The sequence below is a fragment of the Hydrocarboniphaga sp. genome (genome assembly GCF_028291725.1).
Classification (GTDB): Bacteria; Pseudomonadota; Gammaproteobacteria; order Nevskiales; family Nevskiaceae; genus Hydrocarboniphaga.
Genome location: NZ_JAQGNT010000113.1, coordinates 1 through 23,957, shown reverse-complemented (window position 1 = coordinate 23,957; position 23,957 = coordinate 1). Strand labels below are relative to the sequence as shown.

The window sequence follows — 23,957 nt, the reverse complement described above, 5'->3', positions numbered from 1 at the left end:
GCGGCGGCGACCGGTCAAAGATGAGAACTACGCCGAGGGATTGAGCCCGCAGAGAAACACGCTCAGGTAGTACGGGGTTCTCTGATTGACGATCCGTCGTTCGAACGAGGCCTTGTACGATTGCACTGAAGGATTCGATTCGAGGATGACCTTCAAGGCCAGGCTGGGTGTTTCTTCGTTGTCGGCCGGGTTGAAACGGATCTGGTTGTTGCGAATGCCGTAGCCGGAAACCGAGTTCAGAACCTCGGGCAGCTCCTTGGTCTCCCAGGCAATCTTCAAGGACGAAAGAGAACGGTCCGCTTTCAATTCCGCGGCCAGTTTTTCCGCCGCTGAGCGTTGAAAGTTGGTCACCTCGACATTCGCCGGGTTCTGGCAGTAGAAGAGAACGACGCGATAGCCCGTCAAAGCCGCCGCTGCAACTTGCGGGACCGCAGAGGCGGTCGATGATGGTGGCGTCGGGACCGCCTGGTTAGGTGCCTCGCTGGCCAGGCTGCCGATGTCACGCAGAATATCGGCCGCTTGTCCGGCCTCCCGTTTGACGCTGGGTGTCACCGACTGACCGCTGCCGATGACATCGAAGAGCGCAGCCTGCATCGGCTCGCTGGCAGTGGATGCGATCAGCGCCAGGGCCGCGCGCTCGCGCTTCTCGGCCAGGTCGGGCGAGATTTTGGCTCGATCGAGCTCCAGGACTTTCACCGCAGCCTCATAGGCGACGGTGTCGAACTTTGCCTTGGATTCCCGTTCCGCGCGGCTATTCGCCTGTCGTTCAATATCCTCCTTGAACGCAGAAGCTTCACGAGCGGAGCGATCGGCGTCGCCTTTCGATGAAAGCGCCTGTACCGCAGCCAGTACGCCGACAACGGCGCTTGTAAAGGCGACGAAGGTTTGCGTCCGTGCCAGCAGCCCGGCATTTGCGGTCTTGTTGGTTTCCTCCCCCATTGTTCTCCTCCGTAGGCGGTGCACGCTGGCAGGGCGCGTGCCCATCGGCCGCCAGGCGATTCAGTATTGCATCCCGATTCTCTCTCAGTCCGCGAGTTCCGGTGCGGCCTCGCGCCGGCGTTTGCCCGAGGCGCCGACGCTGCCGCCGATGCGCTGCGTACCGCGCGGCGGCTGCGCTTGCACCATCTGCGCCAGCAGCATGAATTCCGCGCGGCGCGGGCAATGACGGCGCCAGACCAGGCCGATGCGCCGCGATGCCTGCGGCGCCGCCAGCGGCCGCACCGCGAAGCGGAAGCTCGTTGCCGCGGGTGCCAGCGCTGCCAGCGCCGGCAACAGCGTGCAGCCCAGCCCTTCTGCGACCAGCTGACACAGGGTTTCGAGGCTGGTGGCGCGGAAGTCGCCCTGCGGCGGGTCCTGCAGTGGCGATTGCAGGCCGCACATGGCCAGAGCCTGTCCACGCAGGCAATGGCCGTCGGTGAGCAGCAGCAGGTTTTCGCGCTGCAACTCGGCGGCGGGCACGCGCGTCATTCGCGCCAGCCGGTGGCCGCGCGGACAGGCGAGCCAGAACGGCTCGTCGAATAGCGGCTCGGTCTCGAACTCTTCGAACTCCAGCGGCAAGGCCATGATCGCGAGATCGATCCGGTGCGTGCGCAGCCGCTCCAGCAGCATGTGGGTGAAATCTTCATGGACGATGGGCTGCAGCTCGGGGAAGCGCTTGCGCGCGGCCGGCAGCAGCCAGGGCAGGAAGTAGGGTGACAGCGTCGGGATGATGCCGAGCTGCAGCGCGCCCGCGAGCGGGCCGGCGCAGGCGCGGGTTGAGGCGATCAGCTGCTCGGCCTCGCGCAGGATCAGCCGTGCCCGCGGCACCACCTGCCTGCCACGTTCGGTGAGCAGCGCCGCGCGCGAGCCGCGCTCGACCAGCGCCACGCCCAGGTAGGCCTCGAGTTTCTTGAGCTGGGTGCTCAAGGTGGGCTGGGAGACGTGGCAGGCCTCGGCAGCACGGCCGAAGTGGCCGTGATCGGCAATGGCCACCAGATAGCGAAGTTCGCGCAGGGTCATGGACGTGCCTCTTGCGGACGAGGCGCCATTCAATAGCGATCCGGCGGCCGGTTCCAATTGAAAATGCTCGCGCTGACGATAGTCCGTGAGCATCGAAGCTCATCGTGCCGCATCGTTGCTGACTATTCGCTAAATCGGTACTTGCTTGCTGTCATCGTCGAAGCGGTAGAACGATCGGGATGGATATCGGGGTTGTTGCGGGGCGTCTGCTGGCACTGGAGCCCTATGCCTTCTGTTTCTCACGTAGCCGCCGCAGGTGCCCGTATCCAACCAGCTTGCGGCTCTTCTCATCCCACAGTCGCAAGCTCATCGACTTCAGGCTGGTGGAGAGTGTTATCGGCTTGACCTTTTGGAACAGCGGGTCGGCCTCGTGGCACTTCTGCAGGTTGTAGTTCGGAATGCGTGCGCTGAGATGATGGATGTGATGAAAGCCAATGCTGCCCGAGAACCACTGCAGGATTCTGGGCAGCTTGTAGAACGAGCTGCCTTCCAGCGCGGCGGCGGCGTAATCCCAGTTGTCGCCGCGTTCCCAGTACACATCCTCGAACTGGTGCTGGATGTAGAACATCCACAGGCCGGCCGCACCGGCGACCGCCAGCGTGATCAGCTGGATCAGCAGGTAGGCGGCGACGCCGAAAATCCAGCTGAGGCCGATTGCGACGCACAGAATCGCCAGGTTGGTCCACCACACGGATTGGCGTTCGCGCGCGTCCGCTCGCGGCTTCGGCAGGCGCTGCATCAACACGAATACGAACAGCGGCGCCAGCAGGAACAGCACCACCGGGTTGCGCGCGAGCTGATAAGCGAAGCGCTGCCAGCGTGACGACTCCAGGTATTCCTGCACCGTCATCGTCCACACATCGCCGGTGCCGCGCTTGTCCAGATGCCCGGCGCTGCTGTGGTGGATCGCGTGCTCCCAGCGCCAGTGATAGTAGGGCGTGAACGTCAACACGCCGGCGATGAATCCGACGATTGCATTGGCTCGGCTCGACTTGAAATACGAGCCATGGCCGCAGTCGTGGAAGATGATGAAGATGCGCACCAGGAACGCGCCGGCCAGCGCCGCCAGCGGCGGGATCAGCCACCACGACACCGTCAGGCACAGGTACATCAGATACCACAGCAGCGCATAAGGCACGAAGGTGTTGGCGAGCTGCCACAGCGCGCGGCCGGTGGACGCTTGCCGGTATTGGTCGACGATGCGCCTCCAGGCGGCCTTGTCGGCTGCCGGGATGTCGCGGGTCGAAGTGGGATTGCCGGGCATGCTGTATCTCCGAAGCTCGACTGCCGATGGCGGGGCCCAGAGCAACGCGGTAGCGGCTAGGGCAGCCGTCTTCGAGTGCAGATCGTCAAGATTTTGGCCGAGCTTGGATCGGCCCGACGAGGCAGAACAACGCAGTCTGGGCCGTCACAGTACGCCAAGTGCGTGCCGGGCATCCGATCGGCCATGTTAAATTGCGGCGATGTTGCCTGAATTCGCGGAGCCATCGCTCCTTCCCTCTTTCGCCAAGGGCTTTGCGCTGTCGGCCGCGCTGATCATCGCGATCGGCGCTCAGAACATGTTCGTATTGCGGCAAGGGCTGCGCCGCGAACACGTTGGACCGATCGTGTTGTTCTGCGGCAGCGCCGATGCGCTGCTGATCGCCGCAGGCGTAGCAGGCCTGGGTGCGATTCTCACGGTGATTCCCGGCCTGGGCCTGGTGCTGACTCTGGGAGGCGCGGCCTTTTTGGGATGGTATGGAATCAGCGCGCTGCGGCGTGCAAGCCATGCCGAGACCATGGCCGTGACAGTGCAGCCATCGCTGACGCTGGTCCGCGCCTTGGCGGCTGCAGCTGCCTTCACCTTGCTTAATCCGCATGTCTATCTCGACACCGTGCTGCTGATGGGTGCAGTGGGATCGAGTCTGCCGTCGGGCAGCAGGCCGGTCTTCGTTGCCGGTGCGGCGACCGCGTCCTATGCCTGGTTCGCGGCGTTGGGATATGGCGCCAGACTGCTTACGCCGGTGTTCGCTCGCCCCGTCGCCTGGAAGCTGCTCGACCTCGCCGTCGGCCTGACGATGCTGGGGCTCGCTGGCGCACTGGTCTTGCGTGCGCTGCACGGGGCATAACGACGGACCGGCGATCCAGCGGCATCATCGAGTTCATCGTCACGCCAGGAGAATCCACCGTGCCTCTCGTCCTGTTCGATATCAATGCCCCGATCTGCACCATCAGTCTGAATCGCCCGGACAAGCGCAATGCCGTCGATTTGCAGACGGCGGCAGAATTGCGCGCTGCTTTCGAGCGCTTCGAGGCGGACGACTCGCTGCGAGTCGCCGTTCTGACCGGCAGCGGCGGCCACTTTTGCGCAGGTGCGGATCTCGCGTCCGTGAACGATCCCGCAAGCCGCAACGAGCTGGACGCCGATGGCAGGGGCAGCGGCCCGATGGGCCCCACGCGAATGGCGCTGACCAAGCCCCTGATCGCCGCGATCAACGGCTATGCCGTGGCGGGCGGTCTTGAAATCGCCTTGCTCGCCGACCTGCGGGTTGCCGATGAAGACGCCACGTTCGGCGTCTTCTGCCGGCGCTGGGGTGTGCCGCTGATCGATGGCGGCACCGTCCGCCTGCCGCGCATCGTCGGCATGGGCCGCGCTTTGGACCTGATTCTGACGGGCCGCTCCGTCGGCGCCGCCGAAGCCCTGGCGATGGGCCTGGTCAACCGAACCACGCCGGCCGGCGGCGCCCTGGCAAGCGCACAAGCCATGGCGCGCCAGATAGCTGCCTTCCCCCAGCGCTGCATGCTGGCCGATCGCCGCTCGGCCTACGAACAGTGGGATCTGCCCCTGGCCGAGGCGCTACGCCGCGAGGGCGCGCAGGGTGTCCCGATCGTCTTTGCGGAAGGGCAAGCAGGCGCGGCGCGGTTCGCCGCCGGCGCTGGCCGCCATGGTGATTCCGACGGTCCTTGACGATGCTGGCGCTTGAATACCGCCGCATGCTGAACGCTTCACGAGGCGGCCATCATGGCTCGCCATCACGACGTAATTGGCGGCCTCTTCCGCGCCGCCAGGATCCTGGGAAGACTGAGCTCGATCCAATCGGCCAGCCCGCGTACTTTCTCGGCGACTTCCTGGCCCAGGGGCGTCAAGCTGTATTCAACATGCGGTGGCACTACGTCGTAAGCCACCCGCTCGACGAAGCCATCACGTTCAAGCCACTGCAGCGTCTGCGCCAGCATCCGCTCGCTGACTCCGCCGATGGCCCGGCGCAGCTCGCTGAAACGATGCATTCGAGTCTCCAGCACCATCAGCGCCAGCACGCCCCAGCGGCTCGTGACATGTTTGAGCACTTCGCGGGAAGGACAGGCCTCCGCTAGAAGATTGCCCAGGCTTAGTTGCTCGGAGAGGGAGGCCGCTTGGCGCGACGGCACCGCTGTGCTGCGTGGGGTACTTACCTTCATGTGCGTACTTACTAAAAATAAGTATGGATCGTACAGTGCGCCCGCACCCCGATCCATAGGAGAAACACCATGACCATCGCGATCACTGGCGCTACCGGGCAACTGGGCCGGCTCGTCGTCGACAGACTCAAAACCAAAGTCCCGGTAGCCGACATCGCCGCGCTGGTCCGTTCGCCGGCCAAGGCTGCGGATCTGGGCATTCCGGTCCGCCCGGCCGACTACGCCAAGCCGGCGACGCTGGCGGCCGCTGTGTCTGGCGTCGATACCTTGCTGCTGATTTCTTCAAGCGAAGTCGGACAACGCTCGGCCCAGCATCGCAACGTCATCGATGCAGCGAAGCAGGCCAAGGTCAAGCGCATCGTCTACACGAGCCTGCTGCATGCCGATACCTCGCCGCTCAGCCTGGCGGAAGAGCACCGCGACACCGAGCGTGTGCTGAAAGCCTCCGGCCTGCCGTTCACGATTCTTCGCAACGGCTGGTATACGGAGAACTACACGGGCTCAGCCAAAGGCGCGGTCGCGGCGGGAGCCTTCATCGGCAGCGCCGGTGATGGCAGGATCGCTTCGGCGCCGCGCGCCGATTACGCCGAAGCGGCGGTCGCTGTGCTGACCAGCCAAGGCCATGAGGGCAAGACCTACGAGCTGGCGGGCGACGAGGCTTACACCTTGGTCGAGTTGGCTGCGGAAATCTCGTGCCAGACTGGCAAAGAGATTCCCTACAAAAACCTGCCCGAGGCGGACTACGCAGCGGCTCTGGTCGGGATCGGCCTACCCGAGTGGCTTGCCCAGGCATTGGCCGGATGGGACGTCGGCGCTTCCCGGGGCGCGCTCTTCGATGATGGCCGGCAGCTTTCCAGGCTGATCGGCCGCGATACGACACCGCTGCGGGACATCGTTGCAGCAGCGCTGAAGTAGCCGGGCAAGCGCAAACCGGTCGGCGCTATCCGGCGTCGCGGTGCGGCGGGCGCCTATGGCATGGATTACGCGCCGCACCTATCATCCATCCATTCAAGGAAATCAAAGACGAACATGAGTCTCGAAGGCAAGTCAGTCGTGGTCACTGGCGGTTTCGGCAGCCTCGGCGCCGCCGTCGCCGTCGCGGCGCGTGCGGCGGGAGCGAATGTCGCCGTGGTCGATCGTGCGCCCGACGCACAGGCGCCGGCCGCGCTGGCGGGCCTGGCCTGTTTCGGTGGCGTGGATCTCGGCTCGCTGCCCGCGGCGGAGGCCGCGTTCCAGACGATTGCCGAAAAGCTCGGCGGCATCGACGCCCTGGTCAATATCGCCGGCGGTTTCCGCTGGGAGCCGATCGAGTCCGGCAAGCTCGAAACCTGGGATCTGCTCTACAACCTCAATGTCAAAACCGCGCTGTGTGCGTCCAAGGCCGCTCTGCCGCATCTGTTGCTGCGCGGCGCCGGCCGCATCGTCAATATCGGCGCAGCCGGCGCGATCAAGGCCGGTATGGGTATGGGCGCGTACGCGGCGTCCAAGGCCGGCGTCGCCAAGCTCACCGAGGCGCTCGCCGAGGAGCTGAAGGACCGTGGCATCACCGTCAATGCGCTGCTGCCCAGCATCATCGACACCGCGCCCAATCGCGCCGACATGCCGGACGCGGACTTCAGCCGCTGGGTGCAGCCGCGACAGCTCGCCGACATCATCGTGTTCCTGCTGTCGGACGCCGCCAGCGCCATCACCGGCGCGCTGATCCCGGTGACCGGGCGGGTCTGATACTCGGTCAAGGCGCGGGGACTGGGCCGCTACCGTCGGTCCTCCGGATTTCCGGCGACCCTGAGGCGAATGGCAGTGACTTAACGAGCAATCCCGTCTCCCGCAGGCGGGATAGGGTGGCGCGCCAGCGCCGTGATTCCGCCGCCGCCGCTATGACGGAGCCGTCTCAGGCCCTCTCCCCCCGCTGCGCGGGACCCTCTCCCGCTTGCGGGAGAGGGGATGAGGGTCTCGAATTTCGTGTTCATAGTGCGAACTCCAGAGCCTGCTGCGGCGTACCGCGGCGCTTGCGGCCGCCAACTCCATGCAGTTGCGGTTTATTCGCGAGGGTCCCTGGCCTGGCCTGTTCCAGGATCTGCTGGCCGAATTGCTGGCGCTGACCGGCCGCGCAGCGGGGGTGCTCGGCGAGATCCTGGAGCCGGGCACCGGCGGGCCCAGGCTGCAGCTTCTCGCCGGAACGCTGAATCAGGAGCCCACGACGCTGATCCCGCTGCCGTCGCTGCAAGTCGAGGGCCTTGCTCACTACTGCCCGCGATCCGAGTTGCACGAGGTACTGGCAGCGCGGCTCGGGCCAGCCGCGAACGCCGGCGCAAGCCTGGTGCCGCTGCTGGTCGGCGGACACGTGCGGGCGCTGCTGGCGTTGGCCGACGGGGGCGAAAATGACGCCGCCGGTCGATTTACCCGGGTCAGCCTCTCCGTGCGCCGCGTGCTGGGCTACCAGCCGCAAGAGCTGCTCGGCCGCCCCTGCCACGACCTGATCCACCCGGAAGACTTCGTCTGGATGCGTACCGATGTCCGCCACGATGGCGGAGTCGCCACCGGCGAGTGCCGTCTGGCAGCCAAGGACGGGCAATGGGTCTGGTGCGAGTACCTGTCGGTGCCGATCTTCGGATGCAGGATTTCCGCGGGGCCGACAGCTTTGATGCAGAGCTGCCTGCGCTGCTCCAGCTCAAAGCGGGTGAACTCCGACATTTTGGAAGTCGCCTTATAGTCGACCGAGCGAGTGGTAGAGCGATCGATTTCGAAGGCTGGATCACGGCGATGGAAGTCGACGGCGAAAGACTCTATTGCACGCTGGGGCGCGACGTTACCGCGCAAAAAAACGAGGAGCAGCGACAACGCCTGCAGGCCACGGTGTTTGAGTCCTCGCACACGGGTATCGCGCTGTCCGACGCCGCCGGCATGATCGTCGACGTCAACGCCGCCTATCTGAAAATGAGCGGCCGCACGCGGCAGCAGAGTATCGGCGTGCACCACCGCGTCTTTCGCACGGAATCGGGTGGCCGGGCCATCTGGCAGCAGAAATGGGACGACTCGAGAACGGCCTGGACGGCAGCGTCACGTTGACCGGCAGCCTGGGCCTGACTTTCATCCCCGACGACGGTGCCGACGCGGAAACCCTGCTGCGCCATGCCGACCAGGCCATGTACCAGGCCAAGCAGGGCGGGCGAGGTAACTACTGCGTGTTCGACGCCGGGATCGAACGCAAGCTGCAGACTTGCCGGCAAGTGCTGCAGGATTTCGAGCGGGCGCTGGCGGCGGGCGAGTTGAAGCTGTACTACGAGCCCAAGATCCATCTCCGTACCGGCGAAGTGATCGGGGCCGAGGTGCTGCTGCGCTGGCAGCATCCGCAACGCGGCCTGCTGCAGCCCGACGAGTTTCTGTCCAAGATCGAGAATTCGGAGCTGATCTGCGAACTCGGCGAATGGCTGATCGTTTCAGCCTGCGAGCAGCTGCAGGCCTGGGAACTCCAGGGCCTGGATTTTTCGCTGAGCATCAACATCGCCGCGCATCATCTCAGGCGGCCCGACTTTTCCGCACGCGTGGCCGTGCTGCTCGATAGCTTCCCGGGGCTCAGGCGCGAGCACCTGGAATTCGAGATCGTCGAGACCGGCGCGCTCAGTGACCTCGATGGCGTGGCGCTGACCATGCAGCGTTGCTGCGACAGCGGCGTGAGGTTTGCGCTGGACGATTTCGGCACCGGCTATTCCTCGCTGACCTATTTGCGGCGCCTGCCGGTGGCGACGATCAAGATCGACCGCTCGTTCGTGCTCGACATCCTCCACAATGCCAGCGATCGCGAACTGGTGCGCAGTATCATCGGGCTGGCGCGCAGCCTGGGGCGCAGCGTGATCGCGGAAGGCATCGAAACGCCGGCCCACCGCCGCGCGCTACTGGATCTGGGTTGCGAGCTGGGGCAGGGCTACGGCATCGCCAAGCCGATGCCGTCCGAAACATTTTCCGCCTGGGCCGAGGATTGGCTCACGACACTAGCCCGCTGAATCGTTGCAATGCCGCAACGCAACCTTTACCGGAAATCCGGGCACTCACGGGGCAACGCGATCCTGGTACCGACGCCGTGGCCTTGCATCGGTCGGTGACGCGTCAATCGCTGACGACGCATGATGCTCAGGAGATTTGAGTGCCCACTATCACCATCGCGCAGCCGCGCCTCATTCGCCCGAACCTGTCGTTGCGCCGCCGCGTTGCGTCGATCGGAATCGTCGTGCCGCTGCTTGCTTCAAGCCTGCTCGGTTCCGCCGCGGCGGCTGGAGCGGTGCCCCCGAAGGCAAAAATCGGCCTCGGCAAGATTTTGACGACACAGGACGGTGGTCAGATTTTCGGTTTCGACATCAACCAGAACGGCGATGACGGTGTCCTCGCCAGCGGCGGCTCCGACGACGACGGTACTCCGGCCCCGGTCGAGACCTTTGATCAGAACACCGGCGAAATCACCAGCTCCGTTGCGCTGACACTGGAAGATGGCGATTCCTATGCTGTCGACGGGATCGTGGCGGGCGATGTCGGGCTGGTTACGCATTACGTCGAGATGCCGGGAGAAACCGGTGCACTGCGTTTCTACGACGTGATGAACCCGGTGAGCGCGCAGGCCGTGAGCGGTGCCTGGACGCCGCCGATCGACGATATCGATGTGCAGGCCGTGGGAGTGAATCAGACGACATCGACCAGTGTGCTGTTCGTCATCGAGCTGCAGAATGCGGACAAGCCCGATCTGATCGTCTCCGACATCGCGGCCAACACTTTCAGCAAGCTGATTCACCTGAATCCGGCGCTGTTCGGGCTGAACAAGAGTCCCCACATGGCGCAGTACACTTCGGCGAACCAAGCGGTCTTCGCCTTGTCCCCCGACGGCGGCGCCGTCGGGGGCAGCGCTCCGCTGAACGTGCTGATCGACCTTGCGAGCGGCGCGACGACCAAGTTCAAGGGATACAACAACGGCCCCTACGGCGCCGGTTACATCAATGGTCTGGCGGTGGACCCGAACACCGGCATCGCGGCGACCACCACGGAATTGAACGCGCAGGTGGAGTTCTACAATCTGAAAAAGAAGAAGGGCATCGCGGCGGTGCAGCTGCCGTGCACCGGTAATTCCAGCCAATTGCAAAGCGGCTCGAACATCGCGGTGGACCCGATCAACAAGCTGTTTATGGTCACCGAAACGAATTATTGCGGCGGCAGTCAGGGGAGTGCCATCGTCGTCTATGACGAGAAAGGGCATCTCGTCGAGACCATCACCGGCTTCCACTTTGCCATCGGTGAACCGGCGCCGGTGATCAACCCAGGCAAGCGCATGGGCTGGGCATTCGGTGGCCCCCAGGGCTTCAATCAGCTGCAGCAGTTCTTCTACTGAGATCGGGCGCGCGGGATTTGATCTGAGGTTCCCTGGGCACCCAGGGCTCTATCCGTCGTTCTGATCCCACAGCCGCCGATGCCACAGGTTGCGGATGTGGCGCGCCGCCATCATGCCCAACTCCTCGTCACCGTCCGCGATGGCGTCGAGTTCCATCAGCTTGGCGTTGCGCCAGGCGAGCACGAACTCGCGATGTTCGGCCGTGCCGTCCTTGGTTTCAGAGCGGGACGTAAACCGTCTCTGGGCGAAGGCCGTGTTGATGTGGAAGATCAGCTCGATGTAGCGGCTCTGGATGAGGGCAAAAATCGCGGTGCGACTTTCCTGCTCGATGCGGAGCACGTCCGCGAACGGAACACCCGGCTTCAGCAAGTTCACTTTCTCGCGGAACTTCTTGGCCAGTGCCTTTGCTTCCTTGCTCTTCGTCGCCGCCGCCTTGCGCACGACCTCCACCCACAATACCGATGCGATCACGAAGGTGTCCCCGACATTCGCGTCCACCATCTCCAGATAGGTACTGACGGTCGTCGCGATGGAGTGCATGTCGGGCCGGGCGGCGAAATAGCCGCCGTTGATCCCGCGCCTGACTCGCAGCAAACCCTCGCGTTCCAGCAGCCGCGAAACCTGCCTGACGGTGATACGCGACACGCCCAGCATGGCGGTCAGCGCTTCCTCGCTGCCGAGCAGGGCTCCGTCTTCGGCCGAGCGCACGATCGTGCGCAATCGGGCCGCGGCGGCACCGATGGTTGATTTGGGTTCGGGTGATTTCACGCAGGGATTCTAAAGCACGCCGGACGCATCGCAACGAAGAGGCCGCCTCGCTGCTGCGCGAGTTCGGCAGGCGCGTGATGTCGCAGGAAGTCGATGTCGCCGACGAGGCACGCGTCATCGAAGCGATGACCGGGGCGGTCGACAAGATGGGCCGCGTCGACGGTGCGATCGCCAATGCCGGCATCATGACCAATGCGCGCTCGTTTCTGAATCTGAGCAGCGAGCTGTATCACGGGCTGCTCGCGGTCAATCAGCACGGTGCGATGTATGTCGCGCGCGAGGCCGCCCGGCACATGAAGGCGCGTTTCGACGCCGGCGATCCGGGCGGCTCGATCGTGTTCTGCGCCAGCCTGTCCGCGCTTACCGGCTCGGCTAGCCGAGATCCAGCCCGCGCGCCCAATGGTGCATGCGGTTCCACATCTGGTGGCGTGTGCTGGCGAAGTTCTGGCAGTGCGCCGAGCGCGGCAGGATGTGGAGCGTGAAATCGCGGGCGCGGCGGAAGTAAGTGGCCTCGGCATGCGGGTCTGGGGATACGTCCCGTTCGCCCAGGCATAGATAGACCGGGACATCGATCCTGGCGGCATCCTCGACCACGATGCCGGTGCGGATCGAGTCGAGCCCGATCGATGCGGCCGTTTGCGCTGCGATCGCGTCGTCCGCGGCGATGACGTCGGCCGGCACGTCTTCCCAGTGGAATCCTTCGCGCAGCTTGGATCGGTCGTTGGTGGTGTAATCGGGCGACTCGCCCTGAGGCGGAAAATCCGCGGCGCGCAGCTTCTTGCCGCCCATGCTGAAGTGAACGCCCTGAATCGTGTAGCCGAGGATCATCACCGCGTCGTAGCTGCGGTGCGCGGCCTGCTGCACCAGGGTCTGCATGCCGCCCATCGAGTGACCGCCGCCGATCTTCACGACGTCGGGTATGGCCGGCAGCGCGGGATGCAAATCGCCCTTCGCCAGTCGCTCATAGAACTGGCTCACCGCCGCATGGTTGGCGAGGGCCACGATATGCCGGGTCGCCATCTTCTGAACCGGAACGCGCGTGCTCTCGCCCATGCCCAAGTGATCGGGAACCAGCACGATGTTGCCCAGCGCGGCCAGGTGCCGGGCGGTGCTGTAAGCCGTTCGGCCGGGCACCTCGACGTGGAAGTAGCGCTTGTCGTAGCTGCCGCCGTTGAGCAGCACCATCGTCACCGGCTTGCTGCCCAGCTTCGACAGATCGTCCGGGAAGAACAACCAGGCCGCGATCGAAGTTGGCCTGCCCTGCGTGACATCGGCCGGAAGCGCGTCGGTAACGTCGAACGATACTGAAATGGGGCCCACGGCTTACTCCTGAACGGGGACGGGCGTGCGCAGCCGGGGCCGACCGTCGTCGCCGGCTTCGAACGCTTCGATTTTTTGCTGGATGAAGGCGTCGGGCGAGGCGGCGTGTTGCCGCAGCGTCTCCCACACGCTCTCATCGGTGGGAATGATGATCCGGCCGTCGCGCATGCCGTCCGCCAGGGTCGTGGCGACCTGGTCAACGGTCTTGATCTCCAGATGCGATCCGGGGCCGCGCAGGACGGTGTTGGCGGACCAGGTCTTCATGCTGTCCATAACGCCGGTCATCACCGGGCCTGGACACAGGCAGCTCACGCGGATGCCCTTGGGATGCAGATACAGCGCCAGCGATTCCGACATCGCCACTACAGCGGCCTTTGCCGCCACATAAGGAACGCGGCTGGCAGCGAACGGATAAAGCCCGGCAAACGAGGCGGTGTTGACGATATGGCCGTTGCCGCGCGCGATCATTTTCGGCAGAAACACCGCGTTGCCGCGCACCGCCGACATCAGGTTGAGGCTCAGGATGCGCTCCCATTCGGCGACGGGGATGTCCTCGGGATTGCCGTTCAGGATGCCGCCGACATTGTTCATGACGATGTCGATCTCGCCCAGTGCCACCTCCGCGGCGACCGCCGCTTCGCGCACTGAAAGCTCGGAGGTGACATCGCAGCGCAGCCCGATCGCCTGCCCGCCGGCCGCGATGATCAGCGCAGCGGTTTCGTCCGCGCCGGCCTTGTCGATGTCGGCGATGCCGAGCCGCGCACCGCGCCGCGCGAACTCCAGCGCCACCGCGCGACCAATGCCCTTGGCGGCGCCATAGATCAGCGCGGCCTTGCCGTCGAAGGGCGGTTGTGGACGGCCGGCCCGGCTGTTCGATGTCAAGTTTCTCTCCTTCGTTGAGCGCCCCACTCGGCAAGCGGGATGGACGCGAGCCGCACCCAGTAGCCAAGCCGGAAACGAGATCCTTGATCTCTCGGCGCGGTGAACGGGCAGCCGCAATAAAGGTGCCTTTATGAAGCAACAATTAAAATTAATCAATTTATATTTGCTATAGAGTAATCTCTTATCGATGGACGCCGTTGACAGTTCCGCAACTGAAAGCCCAGCACGGCGCTAAGTGGAGGAGCAAGAAAAATGGGCAGCCTGGGTATCGAAATGCCGAGCGCCTTCGGGGTGCCGCCGGTCGAGTACGTGAGCATGGCGGCGGAGCGCGGCATCGGCCTTGTGCTGGAGTTCGCTTCGCCGCATCCCATCAACAATCTGCAAGCAGCGCTGGCGGCACTGCGTCATATCGCCAGGCCGAATGCGCAGCTGGTGATCGATGCCATGCATTTCTTCCGTTCGGGCGCAACGGTGGCCGACCTCGCGGCGCTGGCTCCCGGCGTCGTCGGCCATGTGCAGCTGTGCGATGTGCCGCTGGCTCGCGCGGTCGACGCGACTCGCGGTCTGCTGCGGCGTTCAGAAGTTTGAAACGCAAGCGCCGCGCTGCATAAGCGTCTCAGTCAGGAGCGTGATCTTCATGCACAAAATAGGTAGCAGCGAACGGCCCGACTGGCCGCTTGCCGTCGTCGTTGGCGCGGGCGGAATGGGCATGGCGGCGGCGCGATCGGTATCGCCTGCGACATCAGGGATTCTGCTTCGGTCGAAACACTCGCGAAGAAGGCCGAAGAACTGCGGCGCTTTCGCGTGCTGGCCCATGTCGCCGGGCTATCGCCTTCCATGGGCAGTTTCGCCGACATCATCCAGGTGAACCTACGCGGTGCGGCGCTGGTGGCGGAGCAATTGCTGCCACTGGCCTCCGCCGGAACCGCGGCCATTCTGATTTCCTCACTGGCTGCGCATCTGTATCAGCCCGGAGTTGAAGTCGAGGCGATATTGAAGCAACCCCTGGCGCCGGATCTCGTTGCGAAGCTGAGCGCAGCGGTCGGTGACCGGCAGGCGACTCCTCAAAACGCCCACCCAATCTCCAAATACGGGCTGATGGCCTATTGCCGGCGAAAAGCACTGGCCTGGGGTCAGCGAGGCGCGCGCAGCGTCCTTCATCTCGGGCACCGATCTGCTCGTCGATGGGGGGCTGGCCGGCGTCATGTCGGACTCCTGACGGCCGCACGGCGGGCCGTGTGGACACCTGGGTCTATGTCCGTAGCGGAGCCAGCCGCGACGAAACCGATGCGTGCCGAAAGTGCTGGCTGTGCTGACGCTTTAGTCAATAAGGGGCACTTAATTTGTAGAAAACATTGCATAAGTCGGGTAAAAACATGTATAAAGAGACCTATATGAAAGGTGCCCGAAGTGGCGCCAGCAACGTGGCATCAGGAGGAGAGCCCAGCGTGCGCCGCTGCCATTCGGCTGCGGAGATGCTCGCTGATCGTTGTGCGGATCGAATACGTCGGGCCGTAGCCGCTGCGCTATTCGCAGCGCCTGAGGCGGCCATCGTCCCCGCTTGCGAGGCGCGACGAGTCGATAAGCCGTTCCGCCAATCCATCCTCCAAAAGATCGAACCGTTCAGCCGCAGGGCCGGACTGTGCAGATGACGAGCGCCTAACCCCCTCGTCGAGCGTTGAGCCTGATGTCCTTGGTTGTTCGCTGTAACCGGTGCCGCAAGCGGATTGCCGGATTCATCGCTGTTTATTCCAAAAAGTTGCGACGGGAGGAGAACCCATGAAAAAGAGAAAGCAGAGCGGTATCCATTACGCATTACGCACGTCGGTGATGTTGCCGACGGTGGCGTTGAGCATCGGCCTGGCACTGCCGGTCGGTGCGCAGGAATCCGGGGCCGCTGCTCCCGATGCTCCGACGACGGAGCAGACCGCTCCGGCTGCGAAAGCGAAGGCTCCGGCGCAAAGCGTTGCGGCCGCGGACGACATTTCGGAAGTCATCGTCACGGCACGGCGTATTCAGGAGCGTCTGCAGGACGTTCCGATCGCCATCACGGTCTTCAATCAGGACCAGTTGACTGAAAAGAACGTGCTTTCCGGCCGCGACCTGGCTACCTACACGCCGTCGCTGTCTGTCAATGGACGCTACGGTACGGAAAATGCCTCGTTCGCGATCCGCGGCTTCACACAGGAAATTCGTACCACGCCGTCCGTCGGCATGTACTTCGCCGACGTGGTTGCACCGCGCGGTGGCGGCGCCGGCACGCCCAGCGGCGACGGTGCCGGCCCTGGCTCCTTCTTCGACCTGCAGAACGTCCAGGTTGTGAAGGGCCCGCAGGGCACGCTGTTCGGCCGCAACACCACGGGCGGCGCCATTCTGCTCGTTCCGCAAAAGCCCACGGCTAACACCGAAGGCTATGTCGACCAGACCGTAGGCAACTACGGCGCGGTGCGTACGCAGGCGGTTGCCAACATGCCGATCAGCGATCACCTCCGCTTCCGCCTCGGTGTCGACAACAACAAGCGCGACGGCTATCTCAACAATACCAGCGGTATCGGTCCGTCCCACTTTCAGGACGTGGATTACACGGCGGTCCGCGGCAGCCTGGTATGGGACGTCACGCCGTCGGTGGAGAACTACACGATTGCGTCGTACAGCCACTCGGCTACCGAAGGGCAGGTGCCGCGGATGTTCACTGCCGACCAAAACTGCTATGCGAATAGAGGAACAGGTGCTATCGCCTCGCCCAGTACGCCAGGCTCCGACGGCAGGTGCGCCACCCCACCACCCGTAGCAGGTGTGCCTCAGCCACCGGGAGGCTTCCACTCGTTTTCAGGTTTTGCACAGGCGCAGCTGGCATCGGGGGGTAATGACGGCCGGTTTGATGTCCAGAGCGATCACCCGCTTGGGAGCAATCTGAACGACCGCACGCAGTTCATCAACACCACGAGCTGGCTGGCGACCGACGAGCTGACGGTAAAAAATATCGTCAGCTACGCCACGCTGGTGAACGATCTTCAAACTGACCTGTTCGGCACGGACTTTTTCGTAACAGGGCCGGACGGCGCCAGCTATCAGATCGCCTCGGCCCAGTCGGCGACGCCGCCAGGCGTCCATTCCACCGACCAGTCGACGATGACCGAGGAACTGCAGTTGCAGGGCAGGAGTCTGGGTGGCGATCTGGTGTGGCAGACCGGTGCCTACTACGAGTCGAGCAATGGCATCGATCCGACCGGTGCGCAGTCGGCGGGAAGCATCAACTGCAAGAGTTCAGCCTCGCTTGATTGCTACGACGTGCTGGGGGCTGCCTCACACAGCGCCACGGGTGTCGGTAGTGTCAACTGGCAGGTGGGCACGATCGATTTCCGCAACCTGGGTATCTACACGCAGTCCACCTACAGCATCACGGATCAGCTGAAGGCCACCGGCGGTATCCGCTACACCAAGGATCACTCCGAGAGCGACACGCAGATGGCGCTCTGGCGCTTCCTCGGTTCCAACTATCGGACGCCAACCCTGCTTTGCAACAACTCGGATAGCGGCCACAGCTACACCGAAGTGATTCAGACCGGGCCCGACGCCAACGGAAACTGGAACACGGCGGCCTGCCGTGTGCAGTATTCCAAGAACAGCAGCGCGCCGACCTGGGTTTTGGGCCTGGATTACAAGCCAATTGACGACCTCCTGGTCTACGGCAAGTATTCGCGCGGCTATCGTGCGGGTGCCGTGCAGCCGTTCTCGCCGCAGGGGCTAAACACCTTCGACCCCGAAAAAGTGGATGCCTACGAGGCCGGGTTCAAGGCCAGCTTCCACGGCGCGGTGCGCGGGACATTCAATGCCTCGGTGTTCTACAACGACCTGCAGGATCAGCAGTTGCTGTTCGGTGCTGCCGCTGTCGATTTCTCTACGGGTCGGCAGGTCGCTCCTCCGAACGCGGCGATTTTCAACGCGGGCAAGTCGGAGATCAAAGGTGCTGAGGTTGAACTGACGCTGCTGCCGTTCCGCGGCATGAATCTGAGTGTTTCCTATACCTACCTGGACACCAAGGTGAAAGAGGTCACGGATCCCAGCCCATCGGCCGACAGTCCGTACAACGTCTTCCCCAAGCTGACAGTCGAGGGTGACCCGCTGCCGTACTCGACCAAGGACAAGGTATCCGCAACGGCCGTCTACACGCTGCCGCTGGATCCCAAAGTCGGACAGGTGTCGGTCGGTTTGACGTACTCGTACCAGGGCCCGCTCTTCATTACACACACTGCGCCCGCCGGCGTCACCGATTACCACGCCGGTAACCCGTATGGCACGATCCCGTCGATTTCCCTGGTCAACATGAATCTGGGCTGGAATTCGATCGCCGGCAGCAACGTCGATGCCGCACTGTTCGCGACCAATCTGCTCGATAAGGAGTACCGCTCCGCTATCACCAACAGCTACGGCAGCTTTGGTTTCGAGACGGAAATCCCGGGTGAGCCCCGCTTCTACGGCGCACGGGTGCGGGTGAACTTCGGCAGCTGATGATCGCTTAGGGAATCCAGACACAGGAGCTTACGAGCGTAGGCACAGGCAGGGCGGTGATGCAGCGCGATCCGGTACACGCGGCGCGCAGCTGAACCGCCCTGCCTGAACCAAGTGAAGCGTCGCCTCGTGTCGTGGTTGGATGGATACAGGGACGTTTCGGCGCACCCTGGTTTCCCGCAGGTTTCCTCCCTTCCGGAGGCTCAGCGAGAGAGTAACGAGCAGAAGCACACGCTCGCCTTCATCGGCTGCGCTTTCGCTCTAAAATTCAAACAGTGAAAGATTCCAACTTCAAATCTGCCATTGATGCCGCTGCGTTCGAATTACGCGCCATCATTCAGGCATCCGAAGACGGAGCCTTGCTCGGGAGTGAAGAGGCGCTCGTTGCGAAGCTGGGCGTATCGCGCGCAACCGTCCGGCAGGTGGCGCGGCTGCTGGAGCGTGAGGGCCTGTTGCGCGTCCGACGCGGGACCAATGGCGGCTATTTTGCGACCCGGCTCAATTTGCGCGCGATCGAGTCCACAGTCAGTGCCTACCTCGAGATGGTGGATACGAATGTGGAAGACACCACCGTGATTGCCTCGGCCTTGTGGGTGGAGGTTCTGCGCAAGGCTGCGGGCATGAATACCGAAGAGGCGAAAGCTCTGGCCGAGCGCTTCCGTTCCCGCGTCGATTCGCTGCAACCAGACGCCACATTCGAAGAGGTGCTGAGTATCGAGCTGAAAAGTCGCACCGAGATTTTCGAGCTGATCAAGAGTCGCTACATCGAGTTGATCTTTCAGATCAACGCGGCCTTTTCGCAAAGACGTTACCCCGGTCGCCCCTCCGACAAGGACGGCACGGCGGAATACCGCGAGTTCGTGCACGTCTGGCGCCGAGTCAAATTGCTTGAATTGAATGCCATCGCGGATGGCGATCAGACGCTCGCGATAATGGCAGCGCGCAGCATGCACAGCCTGTGGCACTGCCGGCTGTGGGGTCATATCGGCTAGGGCCTGTTGACATTGAATCGATCGCTGCGCTGGCCCCAAAGAGGGCGCATCGCAAGGATCGACCGACGAAGTGTATTGAAATACATGAGGAGGGAGAGACGCCGCGATGCGCCCTCTTTGGGGCCAGCCCTTCGGGTTGCCGCCAAAGAGACGGCCAGGCCGCGTTGCTCGTCGTCACCATAGTCATCACTATGGCTCCTCCTCGCGCCTTGCCTGGCTGTCTCTTTGGCGGCAACGCAGCGACCGATTCAATGTCAACAGGCCCTAGAGCGCCGGCAATTGCGCGCGACCTGGCGGCTTGCACGGAACCGGCACCTCCGGCGGGCTTGCGGGCCACGCGAAAAGTTAGAATGGCTCAAGCCGGTAAGCTGCCTGGCGTCATCGGGCGGGCCGGCTCACGTCACGCCAACCCAGCAGAAAGAGCCAGAGTCGAAACTCATGTCGGTATTCACCAAGGTCAGCCACGCCGAACTGCTGGAGTTTCTGAAGCAGTATCCGGTCGGTGAGCTGATCGGCTTTCAGGGCATCGGCGAGGGTGTCGAGAACACCAATTATTTCGTCGACACGCACGACGGCCGCTGGGTGCTGACGCTGTTCGAGCGGCTGAACTACGCCGACCTGCCGTTCTTCCTCGGCCTGATGGATCACATCGCCTCGCGCGGCCTGCCCGGCGCAATGCCGGCGCGCACCCATGCCGGCGAGAATCTGACCACGCTCAACGGCAAGCCGGCGGCGCTGGTGCGGCGGCTGGTCGGCCAGAGCGTGCTGTTCCCGACCTTGGAGCAATGCGTGCAGGTCGGGCGCGCGCTCGGCGATCTGCATGTGGCGACGGCCTCGTATGCCGGCCATTGCCACAACGATCGCGGGCCGGCCTGGCGCGAGCAGACCGGGCGCGGGCTGCTCGCCGATGTCGATGCCGGCACGCGCGCGCTGATCGTGGACGAGCTGGCCGCGCAGCAGAAACTCGATCTGGGCTCGCTGCCGCAGGGCGTGATACACGCCGACCTGTTCCGCGATAACGTGCTGTTCGTCGACGATCGCCTGACCGGCCTGATCGACTTCTACTACGCCTGCAACGACGCGCTGCTGTACGACCTCGCGATCACGCTCAACGACTGGTGCATGGAGACGGAAGGCGCGCCCAATCTCGCTCGCTGGCATGCGCTGACCACGGCGTATTGTTCGCGCCGCGGTTTGAGCGAGGCGGAGATCGCCGCCTGGCCGCTGGTGTTGCGCGCGGCGGCACTGCGCTTCTGGTTGTCGCGGCTGTGGGACTGGACGTTTCCGCGCGCAGGCGACGTGGTCCATGTGAAAGATCCGAATGCGTACCGGCGGATACTGGAACATCATCGCGAGCACGCACCGCCGATGCTCTGAAGTTTCACATCGGCAAAGGATTGCCGACCTACAAGGCTCGCCACGTCGTAGCTCGGCAAGCCTTTGCCGACATCGGACTACAAGAAATAGCAGGAAGGGGACGACGACATGCTGGGTTTGACGCGCTACCAATGGACGGTGCTGCTGGCGGCCTGGCTCGGCTGGGGCTTCGATATCTTCGATGGCCTGCTGTTCAATTACGTTGCGCCGAACTGCGTGCCGACGCTGCTTGGGCTGCAGATCGGCACGCCCGCGGCGAAGACCGCGACGCTGATGTGGACCGGCATCATGACCGCGACCCTGCTGCTTGGCTGGGCGGCCGGCGGCGTGATCTTCGGCCTGGTCGCCGACCGCATCGGCCGCACGCGCACGCTGCTGATCACGATGCTGCTGTACGGCGTCGGCACCGCGGCTTGTGCGTTCGCGCCGAACATCTGGGTGCTGCTCGCGTTCCGCGTTGTCGCCGCGCTCGGCATCGGCGGCGAATGGGCGGCAGGTGCGTCGATGGTCGCCGAGGCGGTGCCGGAGAACAAGCGCGTCGAAGCCGGCGCGCTGTTGTACACCTCGGCGCCGATGGGCCTGTTTTTAGCCACTTTCGTCAACCTGCAGGTCGCCGGCCACTGGTTCGCGGACTCGCCTGAGACCTCGTGGCGCTACGTATTCCTGTTCGGCCTGTTGCCGGCCGCGATCGCGTTCGTCGTGCGCCTGTTCGTGCACGAACCCGAGCGCTGGCAGACCGCGCGCGCCAGCGGCCCGCCACCGCGCCTGGGCGAGCTGTTCGCGCCGGGCACGCTGCATCTGACGCTCAGCGGTTTCCTGATGGCGGTGATCGCGCTGCTGGCCTGGTGGAGCTGCAATGCCTTCATCCCGGTGGTGTCGACCGGCCTGGCGCAGACCGAGGCCGCCTCGCTGGGCTTGAACCTGGCCGACACGCGCGCGCTGGCCGAGCACTGGAAGACGCTGGCGACGACCTATTTCAACCTTGGCGGCCTGATCGGCACGCTGCTGACGATCCCGGCCGCGAAGCTGCTGGGCCGGCGGCCGATGTTCGCGCTGTATTTCCTGCTGTCGGCAGTGGCGCTGTTCGGCACTTTCGGCCCGGACTGGTCGGGCGCGACGCGGCTCTACGGTTATTTCGCGATCGGGCTTTCGGTGTTCGGCGTGTTCGGCAGCTTCACCTACTACCTGCCCGAGCTGTTCCCGACGCGGCTGCGCGGCACCGGCTCGGGCTTCTGCTACAACATCGGCCGCATCGTCGCCGCGCTCGGTCCGTTCCTGGTCGGCGCGATCGCCGCGCAGGGCGTGCAGAGCGCGGTGCAGGTGCTGTTCTGGGTCGGCGTGATTCCGTTGGTCGGCCTGCTGCTGATGCCCTGGGTGGTGGAGACGCGCGGCCGGCCGCTGCTGGATTGAGGCGCGGCGGTGATCCGAGCCGGATCAAGCTGCGTAGGTGTCGGAGCACCAGCGAAAAGGTTGAAGCTGTGTTAGCGGGACCCGAGAAGACTCAAAGGAATTGGCTCCGCGCCTCAGTATGGCGCCCAATGGGAAAGCGGTCGTCGCTTCAATCGGCGGAGACCTGCTGGCGGCAGAGCGGGCCCTCGATGACCGGAAATATTCCCTTGCGATATATTGTCTGGACTCGGAAAACCCTCATTGGCAGTAGCGCCCGTTTGGATCAGGGTTAATTCGCTCCACCGTTGTGATTGGCTCAAGTTGGCAAGCGCTGACGCCGATATCACTACAAGTGGAATCAAAAGGAGCAGTAATGGCCACCGTCCTACGTCATATAAGACTTGGGCTTCTCAGGGGTCGCAAGCCTACTCAGTCCATGTTCCATAGTGCAGGGAAGTTGCTCGACGTCTACGGCGTCACATCTCCACGGCCATCGTTTGGGGGGACGAAGGACGACCTGGCCGCTTTGGAACAGGATGGAGAGCGCGTGCAGGACGGCTTCGCGCGCACCTTCAAGCGCGTCTCGTCAACCAAGTAACCTGTGGCAGACGAGCCGAAGCAAGAGCTTCAGGGACTCCCTAACGACATCGTCGATCAGATCACTCCCGTGATACGGGAGTTGCCGGCGGCGAAGCAGACCCAGATCATCCAAGTCGTCACCACGGCGACCCAGTATCGCGGACCCTTGCCGCCGCCCGGCATGCTGACTCAGTACGACCTGATCATCAAGAACGGCGCCGAGCGCATCACGGTGCAGTTCGAGGCCGAAGCCGCCCACAGGCGCAAGCAAGAAAACAAGCTGGTCAACCTGGAAATCTGGACCAGCGTCCTCGGCCAGGTCATGGGTTTCACATTGCGCTCGTATTCCTGGCAGCTGGCACCTATGTGACCATGCAGGGCTTCGAGAAATTCGGGATCGCGGTTATCACAGGAACGCTTGGCTCGTTGGTGGCAGTCTTCGTACTCGGTCGACGTGGTGACAATAAAGAGGGGACACCCGCTTCTAACAGCCGCGAATTGCCGGCAACTTCGAAGCGAGTAACCGGAGCGCAGTCGAAGAAGCGGAAGTAGCGGGCTACCGCTTTATGAAAAGAGAGCGGCGTAGCGCGGTGGATATGCGTCGAGCACGGTCTCGTCTTCTGAGGCCGTGATGTCGAGGTTCGCTGCACTCACCCCACCCACGAGGGATTCGGTAGCCGATATCGGCCCGCATCAGGGCAGCACGTAGCTGCCGGTGATGAACGCCGCGACGTCGTCGCGCGCGGTGGTGCTGACTTCCACCTGCATCACGACCAGACGGCGGCCGGCCCGGAGCACGCGCGCCTTGGCGATCACGTCGCCCGGGAATGCGCGTGCCAGGAAGCTGCAGTTGAACTGCGAGGTCAGCGCCATCTCGTCCTGATGCTGGGCCAGCAGCACCGCGTACATCGCCGCGTCGGCGGCGGCCATCAGCACCGGGCCGGATACCGAGTCGCCGGGCCTGAGCATGCGCGGGTTGTAGGGGATGCGGACGGTCGCCGCATCGGCCGTGATTTCCTCCACCAGCAGACCTTCGCCTTCGGTGGATGGAAGGCCGGTGCGGATCAGCTCCTGTACGGCTTCGGCGGTGAGCAGCGTCTTCATCGCGGTCTCCTCCATGTCGTTATTGATGCGGCTACTGTAGCGCCGCAGCACGTAGGTTGGGGTGAGCGCAGCGAACCCCAACGTCGGCGCGGACCACTGTTGGGGTTCGCTTTGCTCACCCCAACGGACATGGCGACTCGCGCCACCCCTGATGATGAAAGAGACTCGTGGCGTGTTCGGAGAATAACGGTACATTGTTTTCGCCGATTACATGGGAAAACAAA

25 protein-coding genes are annotated in these 23,957 nt (G+C 63.8%); 16 read left to right on the top strand and 9 right to left on the bottom strand.

Going from position 1 to position 23,957, the window contains the following annotated elements:
• Window positions 1-27: 27 nt before the first annotated feature.
• The 3 genes from JWQ90_RS28380 to JWQ90_RS28370 form a co-directional block, all read right to left on the bottom strand.
• Window positions 28-939 (bottom strand): hypothetical protein, encoded by a 912-nt coding sequence (locus JWQ90_RS28380; protein ID WP_299698460.1) that lies wholly within the window; start codon window positions 937-939, stop codon window positions 28-30.
• Between the two features lie 84 nt (window positions 940-1,023).
• A complete protein-coding gene (locus JWQ90_RS28375; RefSeq protein ID WP_299698459.1) occupies window positions 1,024-1,998 on the bottom strand; it encodes a LysR substrate-binding domain-containing protein in 975 nt (324 codons plus the stop codon).
• A 223-nt stretch (window positions 1,999-2,221) separates the two neighbouring features.
• Window positions 2,222-3,262, bottom strand: a complete 1,041-nt coding sequence (locus JWQ90_RS28370; RefSeq protein ID WP_299698458.1) for a fatty acid desaturase — start codon at window positions 3,260-3,262, stop codon at window positions 2,222-2,224.
• 199 nt (window positions 3,263-3,461) lie between these two features.
• On the opposite strand from JWQ90_RS28370, the gene JWQ90_RS28365 reads away from it, so the two are divergent.
• Complete coding sequence (locus tag JWQ90_RS28365; RefSeq protein WP_299698457.1) at window positions 3,462-4,106, top strand: LysE family transporter; 645 nt, start codon at window positions 3,462-3,464, stop codon at window positions 4,104-4,106.
• Window positions 4,107-4,165: 59 nt separating this feature from the next.
• Entirely contained in the window at window positions 4,166-4,945 is a 780-nt protein-coding gene (locus JWQ90_RS28360) for a crotonase/enoyl-CoA hydratase family protein (RefSeq protein ID WP_299698456.1), read from the top strand.
• A 65-nt stretch (window positions 4,946-5,010) separates the two neighbouring features.
• On the opposite strand, the gene JWQ90_RS28355 is transcribed toward JWQ90_RS28360, so the two are convergent.
• The gene (locus JWQ90_RS28355) at window positions 5,011-5,436 is read right to left on the bottom strand and encodes a helix-turn-helix domain-containing protein (RefSeq protein WP_299698455.1); all 426 of its coding nucleotides are present in this window, start codon (window positions 5,434-5,436) and stop codon (window positions 5,011-5,013) included.
• Between the two features lie 69 nt (window positions 5,437-5,505).
• Between JWQ90_RS28355 and JWQ90_RS28350 the strand changes: the two genes are divergently transcribed.
• The 6 genes from JWQ90_RS28350 (at window position 5,506) to JWQ90_RS28325 (ending at window position 10,810) form a co-directional block, all read left to right on the top strand.
• Complete coding sequence (locus JWQ90_RS28350; RefSeq protein WP_299698454.1) at window positions 5,506-6,351, top strand: SDR family oxidoreductase; 846 nt, start codon at window positions 5,506-5,508, stop codon at window positions 6,349-6,351.
• A 114-nt stretch (window positions 6,352-6,465) separates the two neighbouring features.
• Window positions 6,466-7,161, top strand: a complete 696-nt coding sequence (locus tag JWQ90_RS28345) for an SDR family NAD(P)-dependent oxidoreductase (protein ID WP_299698453.1) — start codon at window positions 6,466-6,468, stop codon at window positions 7,159-7,161.
• 301 nt (window positions 7,162-7,462) lie between these two features.
• Window positions 7,463-8,149, top strand: a complete 687-nt coding sequence (locus JWQ90_RS28340) for a PAS domain-containing protein (RefSeq protein WP_299698452.1) — start codon at window positions 7,463-7,465, stop codon at window positions 8,147-8,149.
• A gap of 50 nt (window positions 8,150-8,199) precedes the next feature.
• Window positions 8,200-8,505: a PAS domain-containing protein gene (locus JWQ90_RS28335; protein ID WP_299698451.1), complete on the top strand. Its 306-nt coding sequence runs from the start codon at window positions 8,200-8,202 to the stop codon at window positions 8,503-8,505.
• A complete protein-coding gene (locus JWQ90_RS28330; RefSeq protein WP_299698450.1) occupies window positions 8,463-9,440 on the top strand; it encodes a GGDEF domain-containing phosphodiesterase in 978 nt (325 codons plus the stop codon). The genes JWQ90_RS28335 and JWQ90_RS28330 overlap by 43 nt, the downstream gene beginning before the upstream one ends.
• 140 nt (window positions 9,441-9,580) lie before the next feature.
• A complete protein-coding gene (locus JWQ90_RS28325; RefSeq protein ID WP_299698449.1) occupies window positions 9,581-10,810 on the top strand; it encodes a hypothetical protein in 1,230 nt (409 codons plus the stop codon).
• Between the two features lie 48 nt (window positions 10,811-10,858).
• Here JWQ90_RS28325 and JWQ90_RS28320 read toward each other — a convergent pair whose 3' ends face one another.
• Window positions 10,859-11,530: a GntR family transcriptional regulator gene (locus JWQ90_RS28320; protein WP_299698448.1), complete on the bottom strand. Its 672-nt coding sequence runs from the start codon at window positions 11,528-11,530 to the stop codon at window positions 10,859-10,861.
• Between the two features lie 38 nt (window positions 11,531-11,568).
• Between JWQ90_RS28320 and JWQ90_RS28315 the strand changes: the two genes are divergently transcribed.
• The gene (locus JWQ90_RS28315) at window positions 11,569-12,060 is read left to right on the top strand and encodes an SDR family NAD(P)-dependent oxidoreductase (protein WP_299698447.1); all 492 of its coding nucleotides are present in this window, start codon (window positions 11,569-11,571) and stop codon (window positions 12,058-12,060) included.
• On the opposite strand, the gene JWQ90_RS28310 is transcribed toward JWQ90_RS28315, so the two are convergent.
• Together JWQ90_RS28310 and JWQ90_RS28305 are read right to left on the bottom strand one after the other, a co-directional pair.
• Window positions 11,951-12,898 carry an alpha/beta hydrolase gene (locus tag JWQ90_RS28310; protein ID WP_299698446.1) on the bottom strand — a complete coding sequence of 316 codons (948 nt, stop codon included), beginning with the start codon at window positions 12,896-12,898 and terminating at the stop codon, window positions 11,951-11,953. The genes JWQ90_RS28315 and JWQ90_RS28310 overlap by 110 nt on opposite strands.
• A gap of 3 nt (window positions 12,899-12,901) precedes the next feature.
• Window positions 12,902-13,897 (bottom strand): SDR family oxidoreductase, encoded by a 996-nt coding sequence (locus tag JWQ90_RS28305; RefSeq protein WP_299698445.1) that lies wholly within the window; start codon window positions 13,895-13,897, stop codon window positions 12,902-12,904.
• 135 nt (window positions 13,898-14,032) lie between these two features.
• Here JWQ90_RS28305 and JWQ90_RS28300 point away from each other — a divergent pair, with 135 nt between their 5' ends.
• Complete coding sequence (locus JWQ90_RS28300; protein ID WP_299698444.1) at window positions 14,033-14,368, top strand: TIM barrel protein; 336 nt, start codon at window positions 14,033-14,035, stop codon at window positions 14,366-14,368.
• Here JWQ90_RS28300 and JWQ90_RS28295 read toward each other — a convergent pair.
• Entirely contained in the window at window positions 14,357-14,596 is a 240-nt protein-coding gene (locus tag JWQ90_RS28295) for a hypothetical protein (protein ID WP_299698443.1), read from the bottom strand. The two genes, JWQ90_RS28300 and JWQ90_RS28295, sit on opposite strands and share 12 nt — an antisense overlap.
• On the opposite strand from JWQ90_RS28295, the gene JWQ90_RS29340 reads away from it, so the two are divergent.
• The 6 genes from JWQ90_RS29340 (at window position 14,504) to JWQ90_RS28265 (ending at window position 22,999) form a co-directional block, all read left to right on the top strand.
• Window positions 14,504-15,178: an SDR family oxidoreductase gene (locus JWQ90_RS29340; RefSeq protein ID WP_366919623.1), complete on the top strand. Its 675-nt coding sequence runs from the start codon at window positions 14,504-14,506 to the stop codon at window positions 15,176-15,178. The genes JWQ90_RS28295 and JWQ90_RS29340 overlap by 93 nt on opposite strands.
• A gap of 381 nt (window positions 15,179-15,559) precedes the next feature.
• The gene (locus JWQ90_RS28285) at window positions 15,560-18,292 is read left to right on the top strand and encodes a TonB-dependent receptor (RefSeq protein WP_299698441.1); all 2,733 of its coding nucleotides are present in this window, start codon (window positions 15,560-15,562) and stop codon (window positions 18,290-18,292) included.
• A 275-nt stretch (window positions 18,293-18,567) separates the two neighbouring features.
• On the top strand, window positions 18,568-19,284 hold the full coding sequence (locus JWQ90_RS28280) for a GntR family transcriptional regulator (RefSeq protein ID WP_299698440.1): 717 nt from the start codon (window positions 18,568-18,570) through the stop codon (window positions 19,282-19,284).
• Between the two features lie 438 nt (window positions 19,285-19,722).
• Window positions 19,723-20,661 carry a homoserine kinase gene (locus tag JWQ90_RS28275; RefSeq protein WP_299698439.1) on the top strand — a complete coding sequence of 313 codons (939 nt, stop codon included), beginning with the start codon at window positions 19,723-19,725 and terminating at the stop codon, window positions 20,659-20,661.
• Between the two features lie 108 nt (window positions 20,662-20,769).
• Window positions 20,770-22,071 (top strand): MFS transporter, encoded by a 1,302-nt coding sequence (locus tag JWQ90_RS28270; protein WP_299698438.1) that lies wholly within the window; start codon window positions 20,770-20,772, stop codon window positions 22,069-22,071.
• Window positions 22,072-22,651: 580 nt separating this feature from the next.
• The gene (locus JWQ90_RS28265) at window positions 22,652-22,999 is read left to right on the top strand and encodes a DUF2335 domain-containing protein (protein WP_299698437.1); all 348 of its coding nucleotides are present in this window, start codon (window positions 22,652-22,654) and stop codon (window positions 22,997-22,999) included.
• A 323-nt stretch (window positions 23,000-23,322) separates the two neighbouring features.
• On the opposite strand, the gene JWQ90_RS28260 is transcribed toward JWQ90_RS28265, so the two are convergent.
• Window positions 23,323-23,733 carry a PaaI family thioesterase gene (locus tag JWQ90_RS28260; protein ID WP_299698436.1) on the bottom strand — a complete coding sequence of 137 codons (411 nt, stop codon included), beginning with the start codon at window positions 23,731-23,733 and terminating at the stop codon, window positions 23,323-23,325.
• Window positions 23,734-23,957: the final 224 nt, after the last annotated feature.

What these genes read in the sequence shown, in the direction of transcription:
- JWQ90_RS28380 (WP_299698460.1), bottom strand. Translation starts at nt 939, where the DNA reads ATGGGGGAGGAAACCAACAAGACCGCAAATGCCGGGCTGCTGGCACGG.
- JWQ90_RS28375 (WP_299698459.1), bottom strand. Translation starts at nt 1,998, where the DNA reads ATGACCCTGCGCGAACTTCGCTATCTGGTGGCCATTGCCGATCACGGC.
- JWQ90_RS28370 (WP_299698458.1), bottom strand. Translation starts at nt 3,262, where the DNA reads ATGCCCGGCAATCCCACTTCGACCCGCGACATCCCGGCAGCCGACAAG.
- JWQ90_RS28365 (WP_299698457.1), top strand. Translation starts at nt 3,462, where the DNA reads ATGTTGCCTGAATTCGCGGAGCCATCGCTCCTTCCCTCTTTCGCCAAG.
- JWQ90_RS28355 (WP_299698455.1), bottom strand. Translation starts at nt 5,436, where the DNA reads ATGAAGGTAAGTACCCCACGCAGCACAGCGGTGCCGTCGCGCCAAGCG.
- JWQ90_RS28350 (WP_299698454.1), top strand. Translation starts at nt 5,506, where the DNA reads ATGACCATCGCGATCACTGGCGCTACCGGGCAACTGGGCCGGCTCGTC.
- JWQ90_RS28345 (WP_299698453.1), top strand. Translation starts at nt 6,466, where the DNA reads ATGAGTCTCGAAGGCAAGTCAGTCGTGGTCACTGGCGGTTTCGGCAGC.
- JWQ90_RS28340 (WP_299698452.1), top strand. Translation starts at nt 7,463, where the DNA reads ATGCAGTTGCGGTTTATTCGCGAGGGTCCCTGGCCTGGCCTGTTCCAG.
- JWQ90_RS28335 (WP_299698451.1), top strand. Translation starts at nt 8,200, where the DNA reads ATGGAAGTCGACGGCGAAAGACTCTATTGCACGCTGGGGCGCGACGTT.
- JWQ90_RS28330 (WP_299698450.1), top strand. Translation starts at nt 8,463, where the DNA reads ATGGGACGACTCGAGAACGGCCTGGACGGCAGCGTCACGTTGACCGGC.
- JWQ90_RS28300 (WP_299698444.1), top strand. Translation starts at nt 14,033, where the DNA reads ATGGGCAGCCTGGGTATCGAAATGCCGAGCGCCTTCGGGGTGCCGCCG.
- JWQ90_RS28295 (WP_299698443.1), bottom strand. Translation starts at nt 14,596, where the DNA reads ATGGGCCAGCACGCGAAAGCGCCGCAGTTCTTCGGCCTTCTTCGCGAG.
- JWQ90_RS28285 (WP_299698441.1), top strand. Translation starts at nt 15,560, where the DNA reads ATGAAAAAGAGAAAGCAGAGCGGTATCCATTACGCATTACGCACGTCG.
- JWQ90_RS28275 (WP_299698439.1), top strand. Translation starts at nt 19,723, where the DNA reads ATGTCGGTATTCACCAAGGTCAGCCACGCCGAACTGCTGGAGTTTCTG.
- JWQ90_RS28270 (WP_299698438.1), top strand. Translation starts at nt 20,770, where the DNA reads ATGCTGGGTTTGACGCGCTACCAATGGACGGTGCTGCTGGCGGCCTGG.
- JWQ90_RS28260 (WP_299698436.1), bottom strand. Translation starts at nt 23,733, where the DNA reads ATGAAGACGCTGCTCACCGCCGAAGCCGTACAGGAGCTGATCCGCACC.